General features: G+C 52.2%; 19 protein-coding genes and 1 tRNA gene. 4 read left to right on the top strand and 16 right to left on the bottom strand.

Going from position 1 to position 26,467, the window contains the following annotated elements; translation table 11 throughout:
* The 11 genes from ACXI0A_RS18825 to ACXI0A_RS18775 all read right to left on the bottom strand — a co-directional run bounded on the left by ACXI0A_RS18825 (position 1) and on the right by ACXI0A_RS18775 (position 16,372).
* Entirely contained in the window at positions 1-1,587 is a 1,587-nt protein-coding gene (locus ACXI0A_RS18825) for an SUMF1/EgtB/PvdO family nonheme iron enzyme (RefSeq protein ID WP_476150889.1), read from the bottom strand.
* 35 nt (positions 1,588-1,622) lie between these two features.
* On the bottom strand, positions 1,623-2,837 hold the full coding sequence (locus tag ACXI0A_RS18820; RefSeq protein WP_476150891.1) for an FtsX-like permease family protein: 1,215 nt from the start codon (positions 2,835-2,837) through the stop codon (positions 1,623-1,625).
* Positions 2,827-3,555: an ABC transporter ATP-binding protein gene (locus ACXI0A_RS18815; RefSeq protein ID WP_224933931.1), complete on the bottom strand. Its 729-nt coding sequence runs from the start codon at positions 3,553-3,555 to the stop codon at positions 2,827-2,829. The genes ACXI0A_RS18820 and ACXI0A_RS18815 overlap by 11 nt, the downstream gene beginning before the upstream one ends.
* Positions 3,555-5,516 carry a VWA domain-containing protein gene (locus ACXI0A_RS18810; protein WP_476150893.1) on the bottom strand — a complete coding sequence of 654 codons (1,962 nt, stop codon included), beginning with the start codon at positions 5,514-5,516 and terminating at the stop codon, positions 3,555-3,557. Before ACXI0A_RS18810 ends, ACXI0A_RS18815 begins: the two co-directional genes overlap by 1 nt.
* Positions 5,513-6,502, bottom strand: a complete 990-nt coding sequence (locus ACXI0A_RS18805) for a flagellar basal body-associated FliL family protein (RefSeq protein WP_476150894.1) — start codon at positions 6,500-6,502, stop codon at positions 5,513-5,515. Before ACXI0A_RS18805 ends, ACXI0A_RS18810 begins: the two co-directional genes overlap by 4 nt.
* Entirely contained in the window at positions 6,496-9,189 is a 2,694-nt protein-coding gene (locus ACXI0A_RS18800; protein ID WP_476150896.1) for a virulence factor SrfC family protein, read from the bottom strand. Before ACXI0A_RS18800 ends, ACXI0A_RS18805 begins: the two co-directional genes overlap by 7 nt.
* Positions 9,189-12,257, bottom strand: a complete 3,069-nt coding sequence (locus ACXI0A_RS18795; RefSeq protein ID WP_476150898.1) for a virulence factor SrfB — start codon at positions 12,255-12,257, stop codon at positions 9,189-9,191. Before ACXI0A_RS18795 ends, ACXI0A_RS18800 begins: the two co-directional genes overlap by 1 nt.
* A 17-nt stretch (positions 12,258-12,274) precedes the next feature.
* Positions 12,275-13,783, bottom strand: coding sequence for an SrfA family protein (locus ACXI0A_RS18790; protein ID WP_476150900.1), 1,509 nt, complete (start codon positions 13,781-13,783; stop codon positions 12,275-12,277).
* A gap of 49 nt (positions 13,784-13,832) precedes the next feature.
* Entirely contained in the window at positions 13,833-14,972 is a 1,140-nt protein-coding gene (locus ACXI0A_RS18785; RefSeq protein ID WP_476150902.1) for a tellurite resistance domain protein, read from the bottom strand.
* 85 nt (positions 14,973-15,057) lie between these two features.
* A complete protein-coding gene (locus ACXI0A_RS18780; protein WP_476150903.1) occupies positions 15,058-15,540 on the bottom strand; it encodes a hypothetical protein in 483 nt (160 codons plus the stop codon).
* Positions 15,541-15,631: 91 nt separating this feature from the next.
* The gene (locus ACXI0A_RS18775) at positions 15,632-16,372 is read right to left on the bottom strand and encodes a zinc ribbon domain-containing protein (RefSeq protein WP_476150905.1); all 741 of its coding nucleotides are present in this window, start codon (positions 16,370-16,372) and stop codon (positions 15,632-15,634) included.
* An 859-nt stretch (positions 16,373-17,231) separates the two neighbouring features.
* Between ACXI0A_RS18775 and ACXI0A_RS18770 the strand changes: the two genes are divergently transcribed.
* Positions 17,232-17,936, top strand: a complete 705-nt coding sequence (locus ACXI0A_RS18770; protein WP_034828565.1) for an MgtC/SapB family protein — start codon at positions 17,232-17,234, stop codon at positions 17,934-17,936.
* A gap of 482 nt (positions 17,937-18,418) precedes the next feature.
* Here ACXI0A_RS18770 and ACXI0A_RS18765 read toward each other — a convergent pair whose 3' ends face one another.
* From ACXI0A_RS18765 to ACXI0A_RS18755, 3 genes are all read right to left on the bottom strand, one after another.
* Positions 18,419-18,577 carry a hypothetical protein gene (locus tag ACXI0A_RS18765; protein ID WP_476150907.1) on the bottom strand — a complete coding sequence of 53 codons (159 nt, stop codon included), beginning with the start codon at positions 18,575-18,577 and terminating at the stop codon, positions 18,419-18,421.
* A gap of 649 nt (positions 18,578-19,226) precedes the next feature.
* Positions 19,227-19,302 (bottom strand) — tRNA-Ile (locus tag ACXI0A_RS18760).
* Positions 19,303-19,505: 203 nt separating this feature from the next.
* Positions 19,506-20,288, bottom strand: a complete 783-nt coding sequence (locus ACXI0A_RS18755) for an SDR family NAD(P)-dependent oxidoreductase (RefSeq protein ID WP_476150908.1) — start codon at positions 20,286-20,288, stop codon at positions 19,506-19,508.
* Between the two features lie 136 nt (positions 20,289-20,424).
* On the opposite strand from ACXI0A_RS18755, the gene ACXI0A_RS18750 reads away from it, so the two are divergent.
* The 3 genes from ACXI0A_RS18750 to ACXI0A_RS18740 all read left to right on the top strand — a co-directional run bounded on the left by ACXI0A_RS18750 (position 20,425) and on the right by ACXI0A_RS18740 (position 22,371).
* A complete protein-coding gene (locus ACXI0A_RS18750; RefSeq protein ID WP_476150909.1) occupies positions 20,425-21,012 on the top strand; it encodes a TetR family transcriptional regulator in 588 nt (195 codons plus the stop codon).
* Positions 21,009-21,524 (top strand): G/U mismatch-specific DNA glycosylase, encoded by a 516-nt coding sequence (mug, locus tag ACXI0A_RS18745; RefSeq protein WP_476150911.1) that lies wholly within the window; start codon positions 21,009-21,011, stop codon positions 21,522-21,524. Before ACXI0A_RS18750 ends, mug begins: the two co-directional genes overlap by 4 nt.
* Before the next feature lie 88 nt (positions 21,525-21,612).
* The gene (locus tag ACXI0A_RS18740) at positions 21,613-22,371 is read left to right on the top strand and encodes a substrate-binding domain-containing protein (protein WP_476150912.1); all 759 of its coding nucleotides are present in this window, start codon (positions 21,613-21,615) and stop codon (positions 22,369-22,371) included.
* 50 nt (positions 22,372-22,421) lie between these two features.
* Here the strand turns inward: ACXI0A_RS18740 and rpoD are convergent, their stop codons facing one another.
* Both rpoD and dnaG read right to left on the bottom strand, forming a co-directional pair.
* Positions 22,422-24,266, bottom strand: coding sequence for an RNA polymerase sigma factor RpoD (gene rpoD, locus ACXI0A_RS18735; RefSeq protein WP_224933918.1), 1,845 nt, complete (start codon positions 24,264-24,266; stop codon positions 22,422-22,424).
* Between the two features lie 356 nt (positions 24,267-24,622).
* The gene (gene dnaG, locus ACXI0A_RS18730; protein ID WP_224933917.1) at positions 24,623-26,368 is read right to left on the bottom strand and encodes a DNA primase; all 1,746 of its coding nucleotides are present in this window, start codon (positions 26,366-26,368) and stop codon (positions 24,623-24,625) included.
* Between the last annotated feature and the right edge of the window lie 99 nt (positions 26,369-26,467).

Genomic DNA, 26,467 nt, shown 5'->3' with positions numbered 1-26,467 from the left:
CTATTTTTCCTGAGCAATAGCCTGAGGGGATGCATTAATCTTTTTGCAGCTATCCAACCAGCCTGCGGTATCAATCTTGCCGTTCTCCAGATACTTCTGCTGATTCTGCCAATGGGTTGCGAGGAAAGGCTTTAGTCCTGAAAGACGTTTGTTTAAGGTGAGCATTTGATCAAATACCGTGACTTCGTGTTGCAGACCGTCTTTTCCATAAAGAGTAGCCGCATCGACGAGGCTACTGGCGTAATATCCAGTGAGCTGTTGTAGTCGGTCAGATTGCTCGCCCAGCTTGGTTTTGCGGATGGCGCAATTGGCATCGCTGGCGTCTTTGTTTTTGCACAGCAGTTCGTAGTTATGGTTTAGGAAATCGAGGAAGCGGCCATCATCCTGTAGCTTGGTGCAGAGGAAAGAGCCTAAATTCAGGCTGGCACGGATAGACTGATCCCGCTCTTCCTGTTGTTTTTGATTGCTGGCGCGTAGCTGATTTTCCAGGTCTTTTAATTTCTGTTTTAACGCCGCGTCGTCAACATTCGACGCAAGGCTGCCCAGCGCTTTCACTGTGTCTTTAGCTTCATCGTCTTTCTTATTGTTAGCCTGATTTTCCGCGCCAAGGGTTTCCCAGCTTTTTTCCAGCAGCTTAACTTTATCTGGTGAGGTGATGGTAGGCGCCACCAGAACCAGACGCATACCGGTCGTTTTGCTGATGGAAGGCGTCGCCTGATCGTAGTAATTCACTTCTTTACGGGTGGCGCTGCGAATTTCTGTCGGCCCTGAGAGGAAGTTTCCGCCCCGCACCACGAAGCCCCCGGCCTGGCCATGCAGGCGATTGAGCTTGTTGAGATAAAACGGATTGAACATCATCTCTGACACGTTGCCCAACATGTCATATAAACCCAGCGGATTGGGCTGCAATAATCCAATGAGCTGTGCTCTGCCATTCGAAGACTGCGCACCGGAATACCACTCATAGTTCTTCATGTCGTCCATCGGGTAGTGCTGATCGCGGAATTCGGCGCTATTCACTTTCAGGCCACCGCGTGCCGCAAACTCCCACTCAACTTCAGTTGGCAGACGCAAGAATCCGGCATCACCATCCTCTTGGGGTAGCTTATCCATCGCATGAGTACGCAACCACTGATTATATTTATCGGCGGTACTGACGGCATCGAACCAACTGATTCCCGTGACGGGTAAACTGAGTTTGCGTGAAGGGGTAGGGCAAGTGCCTTCTGTTAACGCCTGATATTGCAACGTCGTCAGTTCATATTTCGCCATCAGGTAATAGCGGCCTTTCGCTTTCTTCTCCGTGAAGCTACCAGCAATGAAGGTGGGATAGCTGTGTTCAATCACGCCCCAATCACCACTGTCCTGGCCGAGGGTAATCGGCAGGTCATCAAGCGGACCCGCCATCGGAATTTCTACCCGACGGAACACCATCGAGCCTTCGCAGGGCATCGGCAAGACGATATCTTCGCCATCCGGTTTGGGATTCCAGGTATTTTCTGTCCACGGCTCTGCCAGAGCAGAAGAGACATTGGCGAGCAGGCCAAAAACTAACCAGTACGGCAGTGAAGCAGGCGTTAAGGTCACGAAAAGTCTCCGCTAATCATCAATGAATTAAATAATCACACTTCGCGCAGGCTTTGCGCAGGTTCTATGTTAATGGCCCTATAAGCCCCAATACTGGCAACCACCAGCGCGACGACCACGGTCATCAGCATGGCCAGCAAGCTATGGGTCAGGGTTATTTTGCACAGCATCTGGTCAGTCGCCTGGCTGCCGGCTAATGCACGGTTAAATATCTGGCTGGCGATTAGATAGATGCCGTAGCCGCCTATATAAGCCAGCAGGCTAAGTAGGCAACCCTGCACAATGACATAGCCGCCGACAGCCGGGCCGGTGAAGCCCAGAAGCCGTAGTACGGCAATGTGTTTGCGTTTGCGATCGACGTTGGCGATAAACGATCCGACGAGAGAGGCAATACAGCCAATCAGCGCGGTGCCGGCAATAATATTAAAAATCAGCCCCAGCACCCGGTTGATGCTTTTGACATTTTCAATATCGGCCAGTCGGCTGGAGGTTTCGATGCGTTGCGCGCGCAGATCGCGCTCCAGACCGGCAACATGGTCAATGCTTTTGGCATATAACCGGGCGCGCGCATAGCGGGGAGGTTTGGCACTCAATGGCTGCCCACTAGTGGCACCGAGAGCCGGGGTGGCATAACCGTCTCTAAAATTTTCCAGCAGCAGGAGTAAGGAAGATTGTGTGAAGAAAGCCGCCCGATTGAAATAAGTGGCAGGCAAGATGCCAGCGACCACCAGGCTTTTACGACCCCATTCCTGGCGACCATCGAGCTGGCGGCTGACGCGTAGCGTCACGGTATCACCATCTTTAGCCGCCAATTTACGTGCGGCTTCCTGGGTCAACACCACCTCATTTTCCTGCTGAATCTTCAGATTGCCCAACAGCGGATCGCCGACATCAGTCGGGATCACTTCGGCATTTTCGATGAAATGGCTGCTGTCTACTTGCAGATCGGCAAGGGTGTTAAGCGAACGCGTCTGCCCAATGGCAAAGCCCACGTCGGGGCGTTGGCGCAGCTGTGCTATCCACTCTGGATCATAATTGCCGCTGCTTAACATCCTGATTTCAAGGTTGCGGGGATCGTTGGCGAGCTCATCTTGTAATTGGCTGACGATGCCAAAGCGCAAGCCGAATAGCAGCAGGAGTGGAGCGATCACCGCCACCAGAGATGAAGCAATACAAAAAGAGATGATGCGATCGTGCCACAGATCCTTGAGTGCCAGGCGTCCCAGCAGCAGGGTACGGTTAAAGGACAAAGTGGGTTCCTCGCTGGGCTTGTTCATCTGACAAATCAGATGCACCTGAACCAGGATGTGCAATCAAACAGGGCAATTTGAAACGTTGCACCAGTGGCCAGTCGTGGCAAACCACCAGTGCCATCATGTTTTCCTGAGCAACCAAATCAATAAACAGGCTAAACAGTTGCTGCGCATTATGTGGATCGAGTGCGGCGGTGGGTTCATCGGCCAGCACCAATGCGGGGCGATGTAAAATGGCGCGGGCAAATGCGGTTCGCTGTCTTTCACCAAAGGACAATTGCGCCGGGTACTTATCCAATAGAGGGCCCAGTTTTAGCGCATCAATCACTCTGCTCAGCATGGCCATATCCGGCGTCATGCCAAGCAGCTGGCACGGCAGTGTTATGTTGTCCTGCACGCTCAGGAAAGGAAGTAGGCCGCCATTTTGCAGCACAAAACCGAGATGGCGTGCGCGTATCTCCGCCAGTTTCGCTTGCTGATTTTGAGCAAGCAGAGAGGCAACATCCAGCAACGTTTCACCTTGCAGCGTAAAGCGTCCCACGCTGGCAGGGCGAAGCACTAAGCCAATTGCTTCAAGCAGCGTGCTTTTGCCGCAACCACTTTCACCGGTTACCGCCACCACCTGGCCTGGCCGCAGGCTCAGCTGCGGCAGGTAAACAGGATGAGCGCTCTCGCCCTCGCCACGGACAACACACAAGTCGTCTATGTCTAACATCAGGGCATCATTTCCAGTGGCACCGGGTAGACACGATCGCGCGGATCGCTTCCTTTGGCGAGCTCAACCCAGCGATCGACGTCCGCATTGTATTTCTGGTAATAACGCAGCTTGGTCGACAACGTGCGAATGAATTTCTCTTGTGACAAACCATCCCAGCTTTTCCATGTCTCTTCATCGAGATTCAGGACGTCGCTTTTGTACGGGAGATCAGCAAGATACTCCCCTAATACACCAAGATCGTTGATTTTGGCGTTGTCCTGTTGCTTCAGCTGGTTAGGGTCGGCCCCCATGGTGGCGGCAACGGTGCGCAGGCGTTCAAACATCTTGTTGGGTGAGATCATACCTTCGTTGGCCGCTTGCAGGATCTGGCTGACGACATCGCTTAAATCGCTCAATTGCCCTTTGGTCAGCAGCACACGCACGTCGGTGGTCGGGATATTTTGCTTAATGAGATCGCGGTCGCTGATCCAGGCCGTGAACACCAGTGGTGCCTGAGTGTCATTTTTTTTACCCAGCCAGGCCAACTGCATGGCGTGGCCAATTAGCGCGGTATCTTCCAGCAATTTATCTTCTGGCGTTGGCTTCTTACCCTCATCTTTCGAATAGAGTGCGCTGCCGATAGCCGCATCACCCATGTAGGCCGCTTTGACCTGTTCGGTTATCGCGCCTGCCAGCGTATCCACCTGTTGCCCAAAGGTTTTCAAGTTACCGGCATCAACGGACTGGTAAAGATTGGACTGCGTACTGTCGAAATTGGAGAGATCCCGGTACTGGCCTTCTGCTTTCGCATGATCCTCTTTGCCCGAAGGCGTTTTGAGATGCAGGGTATAAATCGCAATCCCTTTGTTACCTGCCTCCAGTCGCAGCTGTTTGGCATCAAGCCCCGTGGCAGAAAGTTTGTTGCTGCCATCAATGGCGCCGGCATCGGTAATTAAGACGATGTAACGCGCACCGAATGGACTCCAGTCGATATTATCAATCGCTGACATGACACCGGAGTAAGCATCTTCGTCGTATAACGAGCTAGAGACTTTGGCCTCTTTCAGACCCGCAACTTTCTTGAGGAAATCCTCTCCATCCTTAACCTGGTTAGGATCGGCGAAGATTTTCGAGGTGAACTCCAGACCCGGCACCGCTTTGGTACTGGATCGGAAGGAAACCAGACCAAATTTCACCTGGTCTTGCAGATGTTCCTGCTTAATCTTGTCATAAATTTTGTTGACCGCCTCTTTGGTGCGATCGATATACGGGCCCATTGAAATGGTCGAGTCGATAACAAAAACCACCGAAGCATTGAAGCCTTTCAGCTGCTTAACATCATCGGCCGATTTCTCATTAGGATCCGCCTTGCTCACCGATGCGACGTTCAGTAAGCGAGTATAAAAGCCGCTCTCCGTCATCACCTCTTCACCGCTGAGGATCGGCAACAGATAGAACTGCTTTTGAAGATCGACAAAATATTCCGGTTCTTGTGCCAGCACGCCATCTGCATGGCCATCGCGTTTTAGGTGAGCGCGCAGCGGTGCAACGACCGAGACCGGGTCGGGTGCGTTAAGAATATCATCAAGGCTTTTTTTGTCTTTGAAGAACACTAATCGGTCACGGTTCGCCGGGTTGGTAAACGCCAATGTCAGCTGCATCTTCCAGTCAACGGTGCAGGACTGCGGGAGCCAGCCAATGGTTTTGCCATAGCTATCCGGTCCTACTTTGACCCAGCTTTTCCCATTCACATCCGCTTTTTGATAAACATAAAAGCTGCTAAAGGCGGGTTGCAAGGGACCTTTATCATCGCCCGCTTCGGTGCCCAGTTTGCAGCCTGGTGTAGTCAACACGCGTTGGAATAACGTTTTCTTCCCTTCTTGCAACAGGGGCTTATCTCCCTCCGCAGCAAGAGCCTGACTGGCCAAGAGCAGACCACATAGCGGTAATAAGAGCCGAAGCAGATGCTTTGTCATCATTTTCTCAACTCCGCCAGGCGTTGTTTCGCTTTCTGGTTTTCGGGATCGGTTTGCAGCACGGTGTCGTACCAGTAAGCGGCGGTATCTGCGTCTGGGGTTTTGAAGCACTCGCTGGATTTGTGATCCTGTGGATCATATTCGCCGGCATAAGCGAGAGCGATTTTGGTATCACCTGCCTGAGCACTGTGCGCGTAAAGGCGTTGAGCCACGCCGCATTTCTTCGCGTCTTTGGCCGCCTGAATGATGGTCAGCAACTTGTCACTATCGAGTTTCTGTTGCACGCAGTTCTGCACAAAATCGAGCTCATTCTGGCTCGCCAGGTTTGCAGGCGAACACTCGCTGGCACTGGTCTGGGCATTCGCCGTCGTTGCCTGAGGTTCTGGCTGCTTCTCAGCGGCTGGCGGGGTGGCATTGCCTCGGCCCATAAACCACCAGAGCGCACCGGCGGCGATCAGTAGCACCAAAAGGATGGCAACGATGATCGGTACTAAAGAGTTGTTGCGTTTGGGACGCGACGTGGTGGGGGCATGAATCGGTTCTGGGGGCGCGGGTTCAGGTTCAGTAACCACAGCAGGTTCAGGTGTAGCAGTCGGGGCGTCCACCACACTGCTACCGCCGTAATGGGCAGTCTGGCCGCGTGCATCAGATGAAAATAGTGCATCGCGCACCAGTTGCAGGGTGGTGCTACGGGATTCACCGGGGGCTAACTGGCCCTGAATTTGTACCTGACTGGCGCTCGCCAGCAAAGGATCAAGTAAGTCCGGGCCAATACGGAAAGCGCTGCCCTTTTCGAATGGATAACCACCCGTGACGGTAAACATGTGCGGTGCTGGGCTCCAGCTGCCGTTGGGCTGCAAATAGTTCTGCTCGTTGTTGCACAGCGTAAAGTTGAGAGTTGGCAGCAGGGCATCCTGACCACGCAGGCGAACCATCAATTGCGCGTAGCCCGGTTCCGCAGGGTCGCAGGGGAAAATTTTAGCTAGCATGGCAAATTCTCTTGTTTCATTTGACCGATGATCTGGCCAAGTTGCTGGTTTTGTTCAATGGAGATATCGCGAGTGGCACTGTGGCCGGCATTATCCAGGGTGATACTCATCAGTGCCGATAGCCAGTCGCCCATATAGGCAACACCCGGCTGCGGGGCAACAGCCGCCAGTTGCGGCAGTTCATCGCTGGCAAGAGAGACCTGGCGGGCAAAGACTTTTTTCTTCTCGCCGACATAGCTATTGGGGATTTGCGCTTCAGGCAGTGCGAGGTAGCCAAACCAGGCAATAAAGTCACGTATCGTCAGTTGTGCACGCTGTGTTTGGCGCGCCAGTAGCTGCTGGCGGAGCGTTCCCGCCTGCTCCTGACCGGCCAGTGCGTGTTTGAGCTTGCCTTCCAGATCCAGACGCGTGGCAGCGGTCACTAATTCTTCACACAACTGATTGATCGTCTCAGGGTTGATCGCCAGTTGTTGCCAGTAAGCAGTTTGCTGTGATAACTCCCTCAGATGGGCTACCCAGGCTTTAAATGCCTCATGGGCGAATTCGTCGTCCCGACCAATGCGTTCCGCTACAGGCGCAACGGCGGCGGGCGACTCCTCAATCGTGGCATCACCAAAGGGATTACTGGCAAAGGGATTGCTGCCAAAAGGATTGTTCGAAAAAGCATTCTGCGGGCGTGATTCAGCCCCTGTTTGCGGCTCTTGTTCCTGATCGCGAATACTCAGATAGATATTATGAAGTTCATGGGACGGCAGATCTAAACGGCTAACCAGCTCTCCTAAATTCTGAGGGCTGGCGGATAGGCCTTGCCACAGATCTTTGGCAATGGCTTGTTTTTTACTGAGCTGGCCGTCGCCATCATGCTGGTACCAGCGACCGAGGCGTTTTTCCGCCGTTTCGATGCGACACTGCTTTAACTGCTCACGCAGGCGTTCCAGTTTGAACTCAAGATGGGCCACGCCACGTAGCGCTCCGGTCAAACGAGAGATTCCGCCATCATTGAGCTTAAGCATCTCTTGCCATGCTTCGTTAGGCGCGGCAACGTGAAGATGCACATTATTACGGGTGACAAAGGCACGGCCCATGGTATCGATCACATCACGATAACGCTCAGTGATCGCCACTTCTTTAAGAGTTTCTTGTCCAGGCATAGTGTCGAGCATCAGGAACGGCGTATCCATGCCGGGTTTACGCACCAGGAAACAGTTATCAAAGGGCTTGCCAGGCGACCACTCTTTTAACCAGTCATATTGAGCAAAACGCTCCAGCAGCGTCATATGCATCATGCCTTCCCAGGCTTCGTTTAACTGAATCTCTGTTTTCTTAAGATTGTCATTGATGCGCATATCACACATGGTAATCGCCCAGAAGAGACCGGCTTTGCTCTTGCCACGTTCTTCGGCGGTTTTGCCCTGTGTCTTCTCTACCCAACGCGTGAGAACCGGACCGACATCGGACACGTCACTCTGTTTAAACGAGCTGGCGCACACCACCAGTGCATTCATCTCCTGGTTGTCGGTGTAACGCTCAAAGAGATAGGCGACTTTGCCACGCAGCAAAAGTTGCGATACCGGATTCTGACCAGCCTGAGCCGCATCTTTTAAGGCGAGAAGTTTGAGACGGCCGCGATAGCCGGGGAAGTCGAGTAAATCGACCTGCTCCATCACGCTGTTTGGGGTGACTTCCGCCAGTGGGAAGATGAGTTCAGAAGTCAGTGCTGCGAGTTCTGCTTGTGACAAATGCGCGCTGCCGGTTTGTTTACTTTCGTTCCAGAAACGTATTTCAACCTGGCGATCCTGGCTTGAACCAAGACGATTCAAACTGTCGACATTCATAATGCTGCCGTTGCTGTGATCAATCAGCGTTTCTAACGGAGCGAACACCATTTTTGCGTGGTTGAGTTTTGTCAGCACATGGGCCAATGAACGGTATGTCTCCGTGAGCTCTGGCTGCTCCCCCCACAGTAGAGAAAAGAGGTCTGCGCGCTCGTGCGGGTTGAGCGCAGGTGCAATCTTCAGCACCTGCGGCCACCAGGCGTGTTCAAGCTTTTCTACCGACTTTTTGAAGGATGCATTGAGATAATCCCACAGCGCAACCACGTCCTCACTGCTGACGCCATTGTTGACATCAGACTGGACAGCACGCTGCAAGAAAGGACGCAGGGATGCTTCAATGCGGTTTTCATCGAGCTGGTAATTGAGATGCTCATGGTTAAAGTCATTAAACCAGGTGTTAGCGAGGATCTTTGCCAGATCAATTTCACTGAACAGGCGTAAAGGAATTGGAAAACCCTGTGGCGCTTCGGGCGCATGTCGGGTAAAGCGCGTCACCAGACCGGTCGCCTCTTTACCGCCGCCGACCGGGTTAACCTCCTTAATAAAATCCACCACTCGGGTGCCATAACGTGCTTCCAGCTCGCCATTGCTGCCTGCCGCTAACGCCGAGATAAGGTAGGACTTACCCGCTTGCGAGATGCCAAAGAAGCCCACGGTCATTGGCGTGGTTGAGACCTGAGAAAGACTGTTTGCCAAATTACGGGTGCGCAGCAGACTCAGGTTAAGCTGGTCGGCCTCGTTATCCAGGCGGCGAGAACCGCTGCGCACATCTTTCACCCAACCCAGCGCATCCAGGCTGCCCTGAGCGATAGCCGCCCAACCTTGTTGCAGTGTCGTTTGTTCGTTGTTCATTATTTTTTTACACTCCCGCTATCGAGCCAATGACGGCTATCAATCAGACCCGTGTCGGGCATGGTATTGAGCTCCAGCTCTACATCATTCTTACCAAAGGATTTATCGGTATTGCTGCTCACCTCAGCGATGGTCAGACGATCGCTAATGAGCCCCAATTTGCGCGCCGCTTTACCTTTATCAATGGTCAGCCGGACCTTGAGGTACGGGGAACCGCTGTCTGAGGAGGTCGCTTTTGAGAATTTCTCACGTCCTGACTCACTGAAACGCAGCGTGTAAAGAGGTGAAGCAGACCAACGCTCCGCATCCAGTTGGCGGTAACCTAGGCGCAGGTCACCACGCATCACGATGCTAGCGGTTGTGGCGTCTCCATCCTCATTAATTAACACCGGCAGGATGATCTGCCCCTCTTCCGATTTGATATGGCGATAGATAATGTCCGCATCGTGAATCAGGCTATCCATATCAATGGTGCCGATATGGCGGATGGTGGAATAAGGCTTCAATGCAGCGATGCGGAAATGGAAATTAGGAATGCTATGGTTTGCGCACAGCTGTGACAGCATCGCGCCAACCGATGCGGTACTTTTGGGATCGTGAATATGGCCGTTTTTGTGGAATGGATACCAGGTTCCGGTCTGGTAGCCATGCAGCGCCAGAATGCGTCCCGGCGGTAACGGCAGATTGCGGCGAATAATGGCCTGGATGCCCGGTAGCTGCGACGGACGTCCCGTGAGCAGCAGGAGATCGCAGTGATAGCAGGATAAAACTTCGCATAGTGCGGTCAGCACTTTATCGATGTTGAACTTACCTGAGCACACATCGTTGTGCATTTTCGCCAGCGCAATGTTGAGGCTGATGTCAGCCAGCTTGAAGCCCTCTGAGCCTCCCGCCTTTTTGACTTCACGCACCACAAAGTTTTCAACTTCGTCACTGATACTGCCTGCTGGCAGTAACTCACTGACACGCTGATTGATCAGCAGATGGGTGTTTTCATTCTGAGGATCGTATTGCTCATAGCGAGCCAGTATGTGTAGTGCTAACGGCACAAACAGCTGCAGACTCAGTTGCTGGCGCAACACGGATTCCGCGGCACTGATATTTTGTGAACCGCATAGCTGAGACATCAATGTTTCGACCGAGCGAACACCGGTTTCACGCAGCGACAGCTCAAAAGCTGGGAGTACGTAAGACTGAATGACATCAAGCAGAATGTCATCCCCAGCGATTTTGAAGCTGTCGCGGAAACGCTGCTGAGGAATGATATGCACGTTTGCGCCACCGCCGGACACGCCATTACGATCCAAACGATAATCGGTGATGACCAGATCGGTTGTGCCGCCACCAATATCAATCGACGCAATGGTGAGTGTCTCGCGATCCTGACGATCTGGACGTCCTAGCGTATTGAAAAACACCTCAGGATGGCCGGCGAAGTTCTGATTGATCTCCGTGTAGAGATAAACCAGCTGAGCGCAGGACGCTTCATCCCACTCAACGCGGATTTTAGGCAGCGGGATCTTGATGTTGCTTTTGTTTTGCTCAACTTGCTCATCTTCATAAGGATCATTCTCACCCGTGTGCCAGCGCAGAGATTTCCACACTAAGCCCACCGCCTGACGCATTCTGCTATCAAGAATGCAGCGTTCTGCCATCGGCATACCTGGTGGAACCGTCAGAATGATATGACGAAGCTGACGAGGAAGACCGGCATGGCCTTCACGAATACGCTGCTCGGGGCTGTTGATCTGGCTGATGGCCTGAGTCAGCACCTCCGCTAACATGAAAGTCATCAGAGAACTGCGTGAGTAGCGTGGAGTAAAGACTGGAATGCGATCCATCTCATCTTCAATGGTGTGGAGCGCCTCGCCTTTCTCATCAATCAGATTCGCAAACGGAGCGGCAGTGGCAAGCGGGTTGCTCTCCTGCGCTGAGCTGTTATTAAAACGCCAGCCCTGCCCATAAAACTTCTCGTCCCACAGATAACGTTTTGGGCTGGACAAGCCGGTAGAGCCCTCACTTCCACGACGGCGTGAGGCTAAACGGTTGGCTTCTCCGCCAACACGGGCGATGGTCGGCCACTGAAACGCGTCATGACGGCCGCTACGCACCGAGTAGAGATCTTTGCCAAAAAACGCCTGCGCAAATTCGACCTTACTTTCAAAGGGCTCGGTATAAATATGTTCAGGCGTGCTGAGATCGCGAAGTTTAAGCACATAGTTGTGCATCAGGCCCGATCCTGATTGGCCGTGATCTTCAATCAAGATGCCGCAGGTACGTGAATTACCTACATCAAGGATCAGATCGACAGGGATCGGTTTGATGGCGTTCACCTCCCGATTGGCAATCACCTTTACCTGCGGTATGGCAATGACAGGTTCGGTTTCGGTCTGCAAACCTTCCAGCGGAACGGCCATCAAGGACAGCAGGTTGAGATAGTGCGCCAGCGGATATTGCTGGGCAATTTCATCCTCACGTTCGTCAATATCTCTGCCCTTGCTGGCTTCTTTAAACACATCAACCAGCCAATCTTTGACCCAATCCTGGGTTAAATACCAGTTGAGTGCGTAAGTGGCGGTGGCCACCGCAAAGGTCGCGCCAGCATTCACATCCTCATGATTGGGGCTGAGGTCAGCGGCTGACTGTTGTTTGGCCATGATGCGGGTATCAATCGCTACTGTCATACGGTGGCTATGGCCATCCATATCAGGCTCTGGCAGCTTAACGATGCGAAAACGCGCCCAATTCAGAGGGCCTTCCTGATAAATATTGGGCAGGCTGAAACGGAACAGCGGGAGCGGCAACCAAACGCTGTCCAGCATTTTAAGGCTCTGCTCAACGGGAATATCGTATTGGCTTTTAGCCTTCTCAATGTTGTCAGGCGTCGGCTGATAGAAGTAGTAATCGCGCGGCTCGTTATAAATCAAACGCGTGAGAACGCCATTGGCGAGTTTAACAAATTCCCCAGTTGGCTGACGTTTAGGGCTTAGACCGAAATCCATAAACTGAATTCCGGAGTCGCCGACCAGCGTGATCTGGCGATCAAAAGAAATAATCTCAGGTAACATAAGTTATTCGTCCCTGTTTAAGAATGAGGTTGCAGCATACGAATAGGGAAGGTCTTATCCCCATCATTGCTACCGACACAGTCGGTGTGACCAGAAGCGGGGGATTTGCACGCTATGGTCGGGCCGATAAAGTTTGAGTCATCGCTACATTTCATCTGCTCAGGATTGGTAATGCTGAGCGCGCCTTTTTGCACACTCCCTGAAGCCGGACCGGTGCAGACTACGCCATTGGACTGGCGAACACTGACGGTCCCTTTGCCCTGATCAAAGTTGTATTGCAACTGGAGAGGCTTGCCGGTGAATTTGTCCTGGATGCCGCCGTTGACCCGCCATTTCCCATTAAGAAACTGCGCTGGACCATCAGGTAACGCGGTGGGCAGTGTCAGCGGATCGCCCTGTGCGGCCTTGACCGGTGGGAGGGGATCAGTGGTTACCGCAGGGTTTTTCGATTCACTATTGGGTGCCTCTGGCACGCTTGCTGCCGTGGTGTCCGCTGCGGGTTCAGTTGCAGGCATCTCAGGGTTGGCTGGCGCTTCTGGCTGCGTTTTGGCGGCTTCCGCTGGCGTCGCGGTTTCATTCGCCGTTGGCTCTTTTTCAATCTGCGAGCCTGTACCATCCAGAGCCGGAGGTGCCTCAGCAGAACCTGTTATGGGCGCCTTGTTGGTCGCGTTGGCTTGAACACTTTTCACAGGGATATTAACGGATGAGTCGTTAGAAGGATTGGCCTCAACTCCTCTATTCCCTGTATCGCTAACAGGAAGGCTGTGATGACTATCACCAGATAGTTTGGGCAAACCGGGTAGTGAAAGTGAGGGAACACAGCCACGCAACAATCCCAGAATCAGCGCAAGAGAGAGCAGGGCGACTAACAGCCATGGTAACCAGCGCCAACTCCATCTCCTGCGTTGGGTGTGTGTCACTGTTTCAATGGTGTGGGTCGCCGTTGACAGCGGTTGTGCTAAAGGTTGGTTGATGGATGGTGTGACCGGAGCCATGTGCGTTTGCACTGGCGCAGGCACTGAGCCGGGCTGCAACCAGTGCATCGGGTTGCGCTGCTCGCCAGTGGGATGAACAAATCCCCAGAACGTGATCACCAACGTCCCATTCACCAAATAAAGAAACTCATCATCTGGAAAGCTAACCGCCGATGTTAATAACTGCGCAAATACCCGCCGGTCGCCGCCCGCGTGACTGCTTTCGGTATTCAACATCTTTTCACTTAATGCCTGGACTGCCATCTGGAATTCGGTGAATTGCTGACGCGCCGAAGCGCGTTCGCTTTCCGTGGCGCCACTCCAGGGAATGACATCACCGGAAAAACTGCTGTACCAGTCAGTGCGATCGCCGCCCTGCTCATTTTGTGGAACGGCAAGATGCCGGGCCAAATCGCGCCCAGCATCAAGGCGGTAGATGGCCTCTCGCAATTGAAAAGCCATTTTAAATACGGGGTAGCCGGTTTCACCCAGCGCTTTGAATGAAGAGTTGTTCCCGGTACGTAACAGTGGTCCCTGAATCGAATTTCGCATTGTCTAAACCTTTTAGGGCTGCTAATTAACGCAAGTCACATGGCGGTGATTAATTTTTGCTGGCACCCGGCGTCCATTCAAAGTTCCAGCCGTAATGCTTAGCCAATGACTCACGATCGGGGAAGAAGCTGTTGAGCCGCTCAACATGGAGGTCACCCTCAACGTTCTTTAAACGTGCAATTGCTGCCACTTCATGACGTTCATCCCCATTCACTAAGGTGGAGGTGATCGGCGGCTGGTTTGGAACAGAGAGGGTGATAGTGGCATCAAGCCCCTGCCAGTTATTCGCGCCACCATAGATGAAGCTGTAAATCAGCACTTCATCAATCTCCTGCCATTGGCTGCCGTTGATGAAGAGCCATTCGCCATCTTGATTTCCGCCGTCGCGCAGATCTTTTTGCAATAGCATGAAAGGCGGTTTGTCGTAGTCACCCAGGAATTTACTGAGTGCTTCAACGCCACCGTTTTTGCCATTTTTCAATCGAACGAAGGCGGCAACATCCAGATCTACTGGCTGTTTATTTGGGCCCTGATGCCAGGTTAAATTGACTTTGATTCGGCCAAAGTCCTTGGTTTTAGCAAGATTAACGCTGGGATTTTCCGGCGTTAACTGGGTCTTTTTCAGCGAGGTATCGGTCACTGCAGCAGGCATTTCGCGTTGCGCGGGGAGGGCGGCTGATGAACGGTTGTGATACCACCACCATACGAGGGCCAGCAGAAGCAATAACAGCAGCAAGAGCAACCATGGCAGTAATTTTCGCCTTTGTGGCGCAGGTGTTATCTCTGCTGGCGTTTGTTGAACTGGAATGGCCCAGTTGATTAACACCGGTTCACCCCCAACGCCATAGCACGCCAAAGCCTGAGAATGAGTGAGCAAGGTTTGCAGTGCATGGGCCGGATGAGTTTCTCCGCGCGCGGTCAGCTGTTCAATCAAGCTGGCAACCGTATCTTGGTATTCCTGCCGCTTAGACTGAATCTGGGCTTGTTCAGCGTCGCTCAGCGCTGACAACGGCGTAGCGAGACCCTGCCGCGCGGTCCACCACTCCAGATTCCCTTCTGCGCTGCGACGCGCTGTTGCATACAACAGCGCGAGAGCAGGGGGAAGATAACGGTGGATAATGGCGACCGTTTCCTCGTAGGTGGTGAGCGTTGCCTCATCAATTGGCGCTGATCTAGTTAGTCGTTGCATAGCCCCAGATTCGTTTTGGTTTTATTAGCTGTAAATGCCGATTGGCTATGGGGCGAGAAAACAATCCCGCCACTCAGGTGACGGTTTATTGAATTGAGTTAGCCTGCTCTAGCACTTTAATCCTGCTTTTGGCGGCAGCGATTTTCTGCTCAATGTCGGCAACGTCGCTGGCACTGCTCGCTTGCTGGGACTGTTGCTGCAGCTTCACCAGTTGATTGATTTCTTGCTGGCGCTGCTGACTTTTGGATTTGCCGGATTTAAGCTTTTTCAATGTCTGTGCCAGATCAGAACGTGCTGCTTTTAATCGCGTTTGCTCATCTGCCAGCTTCTGACTGGATGCTTGTTCCCTGGTTTGGGTATCAGCGAGGTTTTGTTGTGCAATTTTATTGTCACGCTGGCTTTGCAGAACATGGCGCTCTTGATCGTCGACTTTTTGTCTGTAACCACCCGAGGAGGTGCAACTCAATTTGGTAAGAAAGCTCGGGTCTTGAGCATGCAAATCACAGTCTTGAGGAGAGGTGGCACATCCAGCAAGGAGTAGTGAAGCGAGTAAAACGTAAATTCTCATGAAGGCGTCCATGTATTCAGAAAGCTGAACAAAATGTCGTACACAGCGAATAGTGCTAAACAGGGCCGATAATAGTATCGGCCCGTCATTATCAACCCAGTGAAATAGCCTGGCGTTGGCTGTATAAACCATCCGTCTCAGATTCCAGCACGGTAATCTGATTATTGAGTTCGTTATACTCGGTCTTAAGTTTGGTCAGTTGGGCTTTGTCTTTGGTATTGCTGGTGGTCTGGCCACTGATAGCGACTTTATAACCATCGCTCTTCTCTTTCATAACTTTAATTTTGTCTTTCATCACGCTGACGTTTGCGTCAATCTGGGCCAGTTCTTTTTTGGCACCGGCTTTATCAAAGCCAGCTTTGTCTTTCTGCACGCTAATTTTGGTCAGTGTTGCACTGTTGTCATGGATTACCGCTTTCATGGCTGCGGTTGTTTTCGCTATATCTGCGGTATCTTTGTTGATGTCTTTGTCCATTGCTTGCAAGCGGTCAGCAGTGGTGGCGTAATCTTTTTTCAGACTATCAAGGTAGTAGTTTGCCGCTACACCGGCAGCACATCCGGCAGCACCGCCAACAGCAGCGCCCACGAGGGCTTTTTTACCATTTCCAGCCAGAGCACCGGTCAAAGCACCCAAGCCTGCACCTGCCAGAGCCCCTACACCACAACCCTGCGCAGCTGAGCTGCTAAATAATTGGGATTGTTCACCACTGGTCAGACGCGGATCAGGTTTGGTGCCTGACAAAAGGGAGCTACCGGTATTAGCACAGCCACCAAGCAGCAGGGTGAGAGAGACAAGCAGACAGGATGTGCTGCGTTTAAACGTATTCGCCATTATTTTATCCTTAAAATATCGAATGGATCAGAGCGAAAAAAGTGTGCTGTCCATCGACACTATTGCTGTTATTGATTTAACGTTTGACTGGTTATTGCTTCCCAGCATAAGTCTTATTAAAAAACTACTACTATAAATAGCAGTAGATCGTTGAACCTGTTCTTACCTTTAAATCTTAAAAGCAGGTGTGAAAGTCTCAGGTCTTAACGACGCTTAATAGACATCGGCAGACCAAATCAAATATTTAGTGCTGAAGAGTAAAATTTATGGGTATAGAACGAAAATTCACCCAACAGGACCGTCTTTCATCACGCAATCCTAAGTTCAATGTGGAACTCTTTGAAGCGTTGAGTGCCACATCCATTATTCCGCGCCTTAAGCTATCCGATTAACCTTAATTAATAAATTACAAAACCATTAATATTGCTTAACTTTGAGCGAGGTTTTGTCCCTTCGGATGGAGTGGGATCTATCTTGCAACTGTTTTAGCGACGCCAGAATAGAGCCATACCAACGCGTTTAACCTTGCTGGCGATGTGCGCTGCTGCATAAACCTTCAATAAACAGAAGCGCAGTTGGATAGCAATTAACCGGCGCGAGGTTTACAATCGCGCCGAATTTTACCCCAAAGAGGATAACTGCATTGGACACCTGTCCCGAACGATTACAAAAGGTCCCTGCGGTAAGATAGCCTTCAACGCTGTCTTAACCGTGCGTTAAGACGGTGGATTTCCTTCCAGAATCTCCCCCTGTTTTTTTGCGTGATGCTGCTGAGTTTCAGCGGTAGCGGCACCGGCTGTAATCCATTTATTACCCCCCTGAAGTTCCGCCTGCCTGAAGCAGCGGAGTGAGGTTTATGATGGATTGGAAAATCTTTTTACTGCGCGTCACCGTCGCGCTGGTTTTGGGCGCGCTGATTGGCAGCGAGCGCCAGCTTCGCCAACGTATGACCGGTTTGCGCACTAATGCGCTGGTCAGCACTGGCGCCTGTTTATTTGTTTTGATGACGCAAAGCGTACCTGGCATCGCAACTGATGCCTCTCGCGTGGCTGCTTATGTGGTTTCTGGCATCGGCTTTCTCGGCGGCGGGGTGATCATGCGCGACGGCCTTAACGTGCGTGGCCTGAATACTGCCGCAACCCTGTGGTGCACCGCCGCCGTGGGTGTGCTGTGTAGCATGGGATTGCTGCTGGAAGCGGCGATTGGCTGCATGGTGATTCTTTGCGCCAATATTCTGCTGCGCGATTTGGCACAGGGGATTAATCGTCAGAGCCTGGTGCCTGCGGAAGAAGTGGTGCAGCACTACAAAGTGCAGATCATCTGTCTGGCGCAGGATGAAGTGCAGGTGCGCAGCCTGATGCTGCACAGCCTCGGCGGCAGCGGATTACGCCTGCAATCACTGCACAGCGAAGATATGAATCCGCCGCATCGCATGGAAGTGAATGCGGAAGTGCTGGGGAAACCGAGCATGACGGATCAGCTGGAGAGTCTGGTGGGACGGATTAGCCTGGAGAAGGGCGTGAGTTCGGTGCGGTGGCAGGTTTGCGGGTTGGAAGGGGAGTGATTGTCTGGGTTTCGACTTCGTCCCATCCACATGTTGGGAAACTTTATCATCGATGACTTGGTTTGGATGTTAAAAGAGAGTGCTGACAGATGGTGTTGGAAATATTCAATACCATCTGTTGTATTTGATGTAGATGAAGGAAACCACGATCACCCAGGATATGCTCAGGAAGGCTGCGTAATTTGGCATAAAGCGGACGAAAATGTAGATCCCTGCTACGACAGCTGCGAGGGGGATAAGATGAATATATGACTGAATAAACCATAAAAGTACTCTCTTCATTTTTTAAAATCTCGTATATAGCATTTCATTATTTCCTCTTGATAGAGCTTATCAATATTCATGATATTGAAATTTAAGTCTATTTTTGTAAGTTGACCGTTTGTTCTTTGGCATAAAGCGTTTTGTTTGAACGCTATTCAGGCCGGAGTTTTGGGTAACTATATTTCGATGATAAAGCTGATTAACGATGTTTTGCCGAATTAGCGCGCTAAACCGATAACTCTTGCCTGAGCTTGATACTGTTTAAGATTTTGCTCAATTTTTTGCACAGTTTCACCCGTTTCAATAGCTGTTGAGCTAGCTACGGAGCGGTAGATTTGTTGTTTGGTGATTTTGGCGCTGGTAACTCGACATTGCATTAACTGGTCCTCGTTGTGCTTAACATAATTGTGGAGGGTGTGAGATGGGCTTTCAAGGTGGTTTATCAGCGGATGTTTCCCGGAATATAGCCCACCCTTGAGATGGGCTCAGCAGCTTAGTCTTGGTGTCTGGCTCTTGCTCTCATTTCCTGCATGTTCATTCCGTGATGTGTACGCGGATGTCCGCACATCCAGCATGAACAGGGGCATGGCGTATGGTAAGCCTTACCGATATTGACGATAGTCGCGCCTTTAGGCCAGTTGTAAGCAGCATTATTATAATGACTGCGTTTAGCTTTGAGCCTTTTCATATGATGGCGGCGAAACGCTCGAGTTCTTGATTGCATGGGTAATCCCCGAAAAAACCGTCGGGGCAGCCACACCTTCGTGTGACCGCCGGAACGTGTATTCGGAGTGGAGGATTTTACGCATTGTTAAGCCCTCTGATTCACTGCTTTGCTGATTTATTCCAGAAAATTAAGTCCGGCTTAAACATTCCATGCCCGCCCGTGAGTTGCTGATTTCATTTCAAGCTGGGTGATTATAAAACTAGCTAAATATTATGAGAGCGGGATTAGGACGTCGCTAAGCAACTATATCAATTGAAAGATTATAAATTATTATGAGCTATTGATTGGAATGGAGAATTTGGTGGCCCCTGCTGGGTTTGAACCAGCGACCAAGCGATTATGAGTCGCCTGCTCTAACCACTGAGCTAAGGGGCCAGCGGAGCGGGGATTATAAAGTATCTCGGAGGGGTGATCCAGCGTTCGCCAATCGGTTGGTGAAAATTAGAACAATCTCTGACTCCTTGATCTCCAAGAAAAAATCCCTTTCCACCACCTAAGATCCTCCAATCAGCCCCCAACCTCAGCAGGTTTTTGAGACAAGGCCATCCTTCAACCTCATCTCAATCACCACTCAAAACTCACAAATAGCGCGAAGCCGGCTTATTCAACGAGATAAACGGCAGGATGGCGAAGCGGGCGCTCTCCATGCTCTGCCACAAGCCCACATCCTCCACCGAAGGGATGGTGATCAGCTCGCCGCTATCCAGTCCGTGCAGCGCCGCGACCACCAAATCCTCAACCTCCATCACGCTTTCTGGCGGAAGGTCATCAACCGATTTCCCTGAGCGTTCGAAGATCTCGGTACGGGTTAAGCCCGGCAGCACAGCCTGAATACGCACGCCACTCTCCGCCAGCTCACGCTGCATATTACGCGTCAGCGAGAGCACAAAGGCTTTACTGGCGTTATACGCACCATTCGCCATTTCATTCACCAGCGCCAGCACGGAAGCGATATTCACAATCGTGCCTTCGCCACGGCCGCGGAATGCTTGCGCGGCTGCATGCGCCAACTGCGTCAGCGCTACAATGTTCAATGTCAGCATGGTTTGTATCTGCGTGATATCACCCGCTACGAACTCGCCTTCGACTGCCATCCCGGCATTGTTCACCAGCATCGTAATCTGCTCATTGTCCGCAAGGGCTTGCGCCACACGCTGCAAATCTTCAGTGCGCGTCAGATCCGCCGCCAGCACACTCACTTCCACGCCGTGAGCGTCACGCAGCGATTGCGCCAGCTGGTTAAGACGTGACGCATCACGTGCCACCAGAATCAAATTGCTGCCGCGCGCGGCCAGCTGTTTTGCATAGGTTGCGCCAATTCCGCTGGATGCGCCGGTAATCAATGCCAGTTGTTGTGTCATGGTCGGTTCCTGTAAATGATGGTTGTCATATCTAATGGAACTTAATATGACGGCCATCATATTTTCCGTCAAGCTGGAATATGATGATCGTAATAATTACACTGATTGCCATAAACGATGAGCAGGATGGTGAGAGATGGAAAAGCTGAGCCACAAGGCGCGCACGCGGCAGCGCATACTGGATGAGGCAGCAGTGGTGATGCGCGAATGCGGCACCGAAGGCATTGGCGTGGCGGCGCTGATGAAGCGCGCAGGCTTAACTCACGGCGGCTTCTACGCCCACTTTGATTCGCGGGAAGCGCTGGTTGAAGCGGTGATTGCCGAGATGTTTGCCGATTCAGCGCAGCGCTTTGCCGCCATCACCCAAATCGAAGATCCAGCCGAGCGATTGACACAACTGATCGACAATTACCTCTCTGAGCATCATCGCAACACGCCGGGAGAAGGCTGCCCGATGCCTGCTCTGGTGAGTGAGATTGCCCATCTGCCGATTGAAACACGCACTCTGTTTTCACAACGTCGTGATGCGGTGCGTCAGCGACTGGCGCAGGCACTCAACGAAATGCATCATCCTCAGGCTGATGATGTCGCCGCCAGCATACTGGCCGAAATGGTCGGTGTGGTAGCGCTGGCGCGTGCCTGTCCGGATGATGAGGAAGCGCGCACTATGCTGGCGATCAGCCGTCAATCGGTGAAACAGCGCGCAGGATTGGAGAACGCATGAGCGAACACGATATTCAGGACATCATTGCACCGGGTTTGCAGGTGCTGTTTTGCGGCATCAATCCGGGCAAATCTTCGGCGCACACCGGCTTTCATTTTGCGCATCCCGGCAATCGCTTCTGGAAAGTGATCCATCAGGCCGGTTTTACCCGCGAATTGCTGAAACCAGAACAGGAGCAGCGACTGCTGGATACCGGTTGTGGCATTACCATGCTGGTTGAGCGTCCCACCATTCAGGCCAATGAACTGGCGGGTGAAGAGTTAAGGGATGGCGGGGCACGATTGCAGGATAAGATCTTACGTTATCAGCCGCGCGCACTGGCGGTGCTGGGCAAGGATGCGTTCCAGAAAGCGTTTCGACAGCGTAAAGTGGAGTGGGGCGAGCAGCCGCAAACGTTGGGGGAAACCCGTTTATGGGTGCTGCCGAATCCCAGCGGGTTGAACCGCGCGACGATTGAGGAGATGGCGGCGGCTTATCGCCAACTTCATGATTGGTTACAGAATAACGCGTGAGCGTGCTCCGCTTAACGCGGCCCTGAAGTTGTTCAATTTGCAGTTTCTGACTAAACCCAAATCTTTACGGCCAATAAAGAGAGGGAAGATGAAACGCACACTCGCGTTAGCGGCGCTGCTGGTGATGGCGCAACCAACGGCACAGGCAGAGACACTGAAAGTGTTTAGCTCCGGTGGCATGTATCCGGTAATTGAGAGCCTGAAGCAGGATTATCAGCAGCAAACCGGCAATACCCTGCAGCTGGAAGCGGCGCCATCGATGGGCGATACGCCGCAGGCCATCCCTAATCGTCTGAAACGTCAGGATAATGCCGATGTGCTGGTGATGGTCGATTACGCCATTAAACCGCTGGAGCAGGCTAAATTTGTTGATAGCAGCAGTCATCAGGTGTTGGCGCACTCCTACATCGCGATGGCGGTGAAACAGGGCATGACGCCGCCGGATATCAGCACCGTGGCGAAATTCAAACAGGTCCTCACGGAAGCATCCAGCATCGCGATATCAGACAGCGCCAGCGGCAAATATATTCAAGGCAAGATGCTGAGTAAGCTGAAGTTGGGGCCGAAGACCGCCAGCAAAGTGTCCGTGATCCCCGCTACGCCAGTGGGTGAAGCGGTGGCGCAGGGTAAAGCGGAGCTGGGCTTCCAGCAGAACAGTGAACTGCAGGCAGTGAAGGGGATTACCATCGTCGGACTGATTCCGCCAACGGTGCAGCAGGATACGCTATACGGCGCGGTGATTACGCGCAGCACACAGCAGAAGCAGGCGGCGGCGCAGTTTGTGAAGTATTTGCAGAGCGACAAAGCGCGCAAAATGATGCAGGAAAAAGGGCTGACGCCGTTTTGAAGGCAATAAAAAACCCCGGCAAGCCGGGGTTTTTTTCGTCTTAACGAGGATTAATCGTCAAGGAAGCTACGCAGTACTTCGGAGCGGCTTGGGTGACGCAGCTTGCGCAGCGCCTTGGCTTCGATCTGACGAATACGCTCACGCGTAACGTCAAACTGTTTGCCAACCTCTTCCAGCGTGTGGTCGGTGTTCATATCGATACCGAAACGCATACGCAGGACTTTCGCTTCACGCGCAGTCAGACCCGCCAGCACGTCGTGGGTGGCTGAACGCAGGCTTTCTGAGGTAGCAGAATCCAGCGGCAGCTCCAGCGTGGTGTCTTCGATAAAATCGCCCAGATGTGAATCTTCATCATCACCAATCGGCGTCTCCATTGAGATCGGCTCTTTAGCGATTTTCAGCACTTTGCGAATTTTATCTTCTGGCATCAGCATACGCTCAGCCAATTCTTCCGGCGTCGGCTCACGGCCCATCTCTTGCAGCATCTGGCGCGAAATACGGTTGAGCTTGTTAATGGTCTCAATCATATGCACCGGAATACGGATGGTACGCGCCTGGTCAGCGATAGAACGGGTGATAGCCTGACGAATCCACCAGGTCGCATAAGTTGAGAACTTATAACCACGACGGTATTCAAACTTATCAACCGCTTTCATCAGGCCGATGTTACCTTCCTGAATCAGATCAAGGAACTGCAGACCACGGTTGGTGTATTTCTTCGCGATAGAAATAACCAGACGTAAGTTTGCTTCAACCATCTCTTTCTTCGCACGACGCGCTTTGGCTTCGCCGATCGACATGCGACGGTTGATGTCTTTAACCTGCTCGATGGTCAGGCCGGTTTCTTCTTCGATCTGCTGCAATTTCTGCAGTGAACGCGTTACGTCGTCTTCAACTTCCAACAGTTTTTCTGACCAGGGTTTATTCATGGCCAGCGCAGCTTTGAACCAGCTTGGATTGGTTTCATTGCCGGTAAACAGAGTGATGAAGTTTTTCTTCGGCATTTTACAGATTTCAATACACAGCTTCATGATCAGGCGCTCTTGCGTGCGCACACGATCCATCATCACTCGCATACTGTTCACCAGGTAATCGAATTGCTTCGGTACCAGGCGGAACTGTTTAAACACTTCAGACAGGTTGTTGATCTCTGCAACGGCATCAGCGTGACTGCGGCCTTTCGCTTTAATCACCGTACGGGTGGTTTCGTACTGAGTGCGCAGGTCGTTGAATTTCTCACGCGCCAGTTCTGGATCGATGGAATTATCATCGTCAGAGCTGTCGTCATCGCCATCTTCGTCTTCTTCTTCGTCGTCGTTACGGTCTTCTTCAGACAGTTCAGAACCGACGTGGGTCGCGGTAGGGGCAACATCTGCTTCCGCGTTCGGATCAACAAAGCCGGTGATCAGATCAGACAGGCGAGAATCGCCCGCTTCCACGCGATCGTACTGATCGAGCAGATAGGTGATGGCTTCCGGGTATTCGGCAACAGAGCACTGAACCTGATTGATACCGTCTTCGATACGCTTGGCGATGTCGATTTCGCCTTCGCGCGTCAGCAGCTCAACGGTACCCATTTCGCGCATATACATACGCACGGGGTCAGTAGTACGACCAATTTCAGATTCAACGCTGGAGAGTACCTGCGCGGCAGCTTCAGCGGCATCTTCGTCAGTATCACTGCTGTTTTCATTCAGCATCAGATCATCGGCATCAGGTGCTTCTTCAACAACCTGAATACCCATGTCATTAATCATCTGGATGATGTCTTCGATCTGATCGGAGTCGACGATATCTTCCGGCAGATGGTCATTGACCTCAGCATAGGTCAGATAGCCCTGCTCCTTACCACGGGTGACAAGCAGCTTAAGCTGTGACTGCGGGTTTTGCTCCATAAGACGGTATCCACACTTCTGTTAATTAGATTGGTGTCGGTCGGCAGCGAGCCAACTATAACAGTGAAGGCGTTGTGTTTTTGCCGCTGCCTTCAACGCGGCCAGGGCTTCAGCCCTTCATATATCGGCACTTAAGCCGCTTGAGTTCTGTTCGGGCCTGGCTTACTCGCCATTTCCGTCCCCGGCAGTGCTCGCAATCCTCACGTACTTCAGTACGCTCCGGTTGCTGCGCGCTGGCGGTAACGAAACTGGCTTCGACGCCGACGGCCCTCGTACGGTGCGCTTAAAACCGAACCGAACGATCAAACCAAAACGGCGGCTTTAACAGCCTTCAACGTTCTGGTCTGGTAAAAATCTTATTTTTTCGCTAATGCCTGGCTTAAAGCCCAGAATTCGCGGCGTTCGGCGGCGCTAAGGCCTTCGGTACGATCGCGTGCGATGAGCGCTTCAAGGCGCTGTTCAAGGGCTGAGTCATAAAGACTCGCCAGTGAATCCTGGAACACGGCTTCTGCTTCTTCATCCACTATCATGTGGTTCCAGGTTGCCAGCGTTTCAAGGGGCTGGCTAAATTCTGTCCCGCGATATAACTCTAGTAGCTGTCCGGTCGTCAGGCCAGGATTCTCCGTACAACGACTGACTATCTCCACAAACAGCGGCAAACCCGCCATTTTTGACTGCTCAAGCCCGTCCAGCGTAGGAACGATGGCGGCAAATTGCGGATTCTGCACCAGCAACGCAATCAACACGCGCATGGTGGTGCGCTTCAACGGAGGAGCCGTTGGCGCTGCACCGCTCTCTGCCAGCTTCGGCATCAGCTTGTCTAACTGGTTATCGTCAAGAATGCCGAGTTTATTACCCAACGTTTGACGCATATAAATACGTAACGTTTCGCCTGGGATCTGGCTTATCAACGGTAAAGCTAGCGTTGCCAGCTTGGTTTTACCGTCGCGTGTGCTCAGATCGACCTGCGGCATCAGGCTGTCGAATAAAAACGTGGAGAGCGGTAAAGCCTGCTCCATCCGCGCTTCGAAGGCTTCTTTACCCTCTTTTCGAACCAGCGTGTCCGGGTCTTCTCCATCCGGCAAAAACATAAAGCGTAGCTGACGACCGTCATTCATGTAAGGCAATGCAGTTTCAAGTGCACGCCAACCGGCTTCGCGTCCCGCTCGGTCGCCGTCGTAACAGCAAATCACCGTATCGGTGGAACGAAACAGCAGCTGAATGTGTTCAGCAGTGGTCGAGGTGCCCAGCGAGGCAACGGCATAATCGATGCCAAATTGCGCCAGCGCCACCACGTCCATATAGCCTTCTACAACCAGTAAACGCGCTGGCTGCGGATGATTCTTTTGCGCTTCATACAGGCCATATAACTGACGGCCTTTATGGAAAATCGGTGTTTCCGGGGAGTTCAGGTACTTCGGCGTATCGTTGCCCAGTACACGTCCACCAAAGCCAATTACGCGTCCACGTTTATCGCGGATCGGGAACATCACGCGATCGCGGAAACGATCATAAGTGCGGCCGGAATCGTTACTGACCAGCATGCCCGCTTCCATCAAGGATTCGCGGTCTTCTTTCTGCTGACCAAAACGCTTCAGTGCGTTATCCCAACCTGCTGGTGCATAACCAATCGCAAAGTGATCGATCACTTGCTGGCTGAGACCGCGCGTGGCGAGATAATGTTGTGCAGATGTCGCTTGCGGGTTACGCAGGCTTTGCTGATAGAAACCGTCGAGGCCTTCCAGCAGCTGATACAGACTTTGACGCTGATGACGTTCCATCGGGCTGGGGCCGTTGCCCGCTTCATACGGCACTTCTAAGCCGTGTTGCGTGGCCAGCTCCTCAACGCTTTCCACGAAATCCAGACGATCGTGATTCATCAGGAAATCGATGGCGTTACCTTTGGCGCCACAGCCGAAGCAGTAATAGAACTGCTTCTCACCGCTTACGGTGAAAGAGGGGGTTTTCTCGTTATGAAAAGGACAGCACGCGTGATAGTTCTTACCCTGCTTTTTCAGCTTAACGCGGGCATCGATAAGATCCACGATATCCGTGCGGGCAAGTAAATCATTGATAAATACGCGTGGAATTCGTCCAGCCATAAGCCCCGGTTTTTCCGCTCATAAACGGCAACAAGCCGCGCTTCCTTTCGGAAAGCACGGCCTCTTACTTGACTCTGTCTGCGTTTAACACGCGGCGGA

It is taken from the genome of Pantoea sp. C1E2 (assembly GCF_056491465.1).
Note: the sequence above shows the minus strand (reverse complement) of the source record. Positions and strands in the feature narration are given on the sequence as shown.

Excerpts from the sequence above, each read along its gene's own strand:
- ACXI0A_RS18790 (WP_476150900.1), bottom strand. The coding sequence starts at position 13,783 with ATGCGAAATTCGATTCAGGGACCACTGTTACGTACCGGGAACAACTCT.
- ACXI0A_RS18765 (WP_476150907.1), bottom strand. The coding sequence starts at position 18,577 with ATGCAATGTCGAGTTACCAGCGCCAAAATCACCAAACAACAAATCTAC.
- mug (WP_476150911.1), top strand. The coding sequence starts at position 21,009 with ATGAGCGAACACGATATTCAGGACATCATTGCACCGGGTTTGCAGGTG.
- ACXI0A_RS18810 (WP_476150893.1), bottom strand. The coding sequence starts at position 5,516 with ATGATGACAAAGCATCTGCTTCGGCTCTTATTACCGCTATGTGGTCTG.
- dnaG (WP_224933917.1), bottom strand. The coding sequence starts at position 26,368 with ATGGCTGGACGAATTCCACGCGTATTTATCAATGATTTACTTGCCCGC.
- ACXI0A_RS18780 (WP_476150903.1), bottom strand. The coding sequence starts at position 15,540 with ATGAGAATTTACGTTTTACTCGCTTCACTACTCCTTGCTGGATGTGCC.
- ACXI0A_RS18815 (WP_224933931.1), bottom strand. The coding sequence starts at position 3,555 with ATGTTAGACATAGACGACTTGTGTGTTGTCCGTGGCGAGGGCGAGAGC.
- ACXI0A_RS18800 (WP_476150896.1), bottom strand. The coding sequence starts at position 9,189 with ATGAACAACGAACAAACGACACTGCAACAAGGTTGGGCGGCTATCGCT.
- ACXI0A_RS18785 (WP_476150902.1), bottom strand. The coding sequence starts at position 14,972 with ATGCAACGACTAACTAGATCAGCGCCAATTGATGAGGCAACGCTCACC.
- ACXI0A_RS18770 (WP_034828565.1), top strand. The coding sequence starts at position 17,232 with ATGGATTGGAAAATCTTTTTACTGCGCGTCACCGTCGCGCTGGTTTTG.
- ACXI0A_RS18740 (WP_476150912.1), top strand. The coding sequence starts at position 21,613 with ATGAAACGCACACTCGCGTTAGCGGCGCTGCTGGTGATGGCGCAACCA.
- ACXI0A_RS18775 (WP_476150905.1), bottom strand. The coding sequence starts at position 16,372 with ATGGCGAATACGTTTAAACGCAGCACATCCTGTCTGCTTGTCTCTCTC.
- rpoD (WP_224933918.1), bottom strand. The coding sequence starts at position 24,266 with ATGGAGCAAAACCCGCAGTCACAGCTTAAGCTGCTTGTCACCCGTGGT.
- ACXI0A_RS18795 (WP_476150898.1), bottom strand. The coding sequence starts at position 12,257 with ATGTTACCTGAGATTATTTCTTTTGATCGCCAGATCACGCTGGTCGGC.
- ACXI0A_RS18750 (WP_476150909.1), top strand. The coding sequence starts at position 20,425 with ATGGAAAAGCTGAGCCACAAGGCGCGCACGCGGCAGCGCATACTGGAT.
- ACXI0A_RS18805 (WP_476150894.1), bottom strand. The coding sequence starts at position 6,502 with ATGCTAGCTAAAATTTTCCCCTGCGACCCTGCGGAACCGGGCTACGCG.
- ACXI0A_RS18755 (WP_476150908.1), bottom strand. The coding sequence starts at position 20,288 with ATGACACAACAACTGGCATTGATTACCGGCGCATCCAGCGGAATTGGC.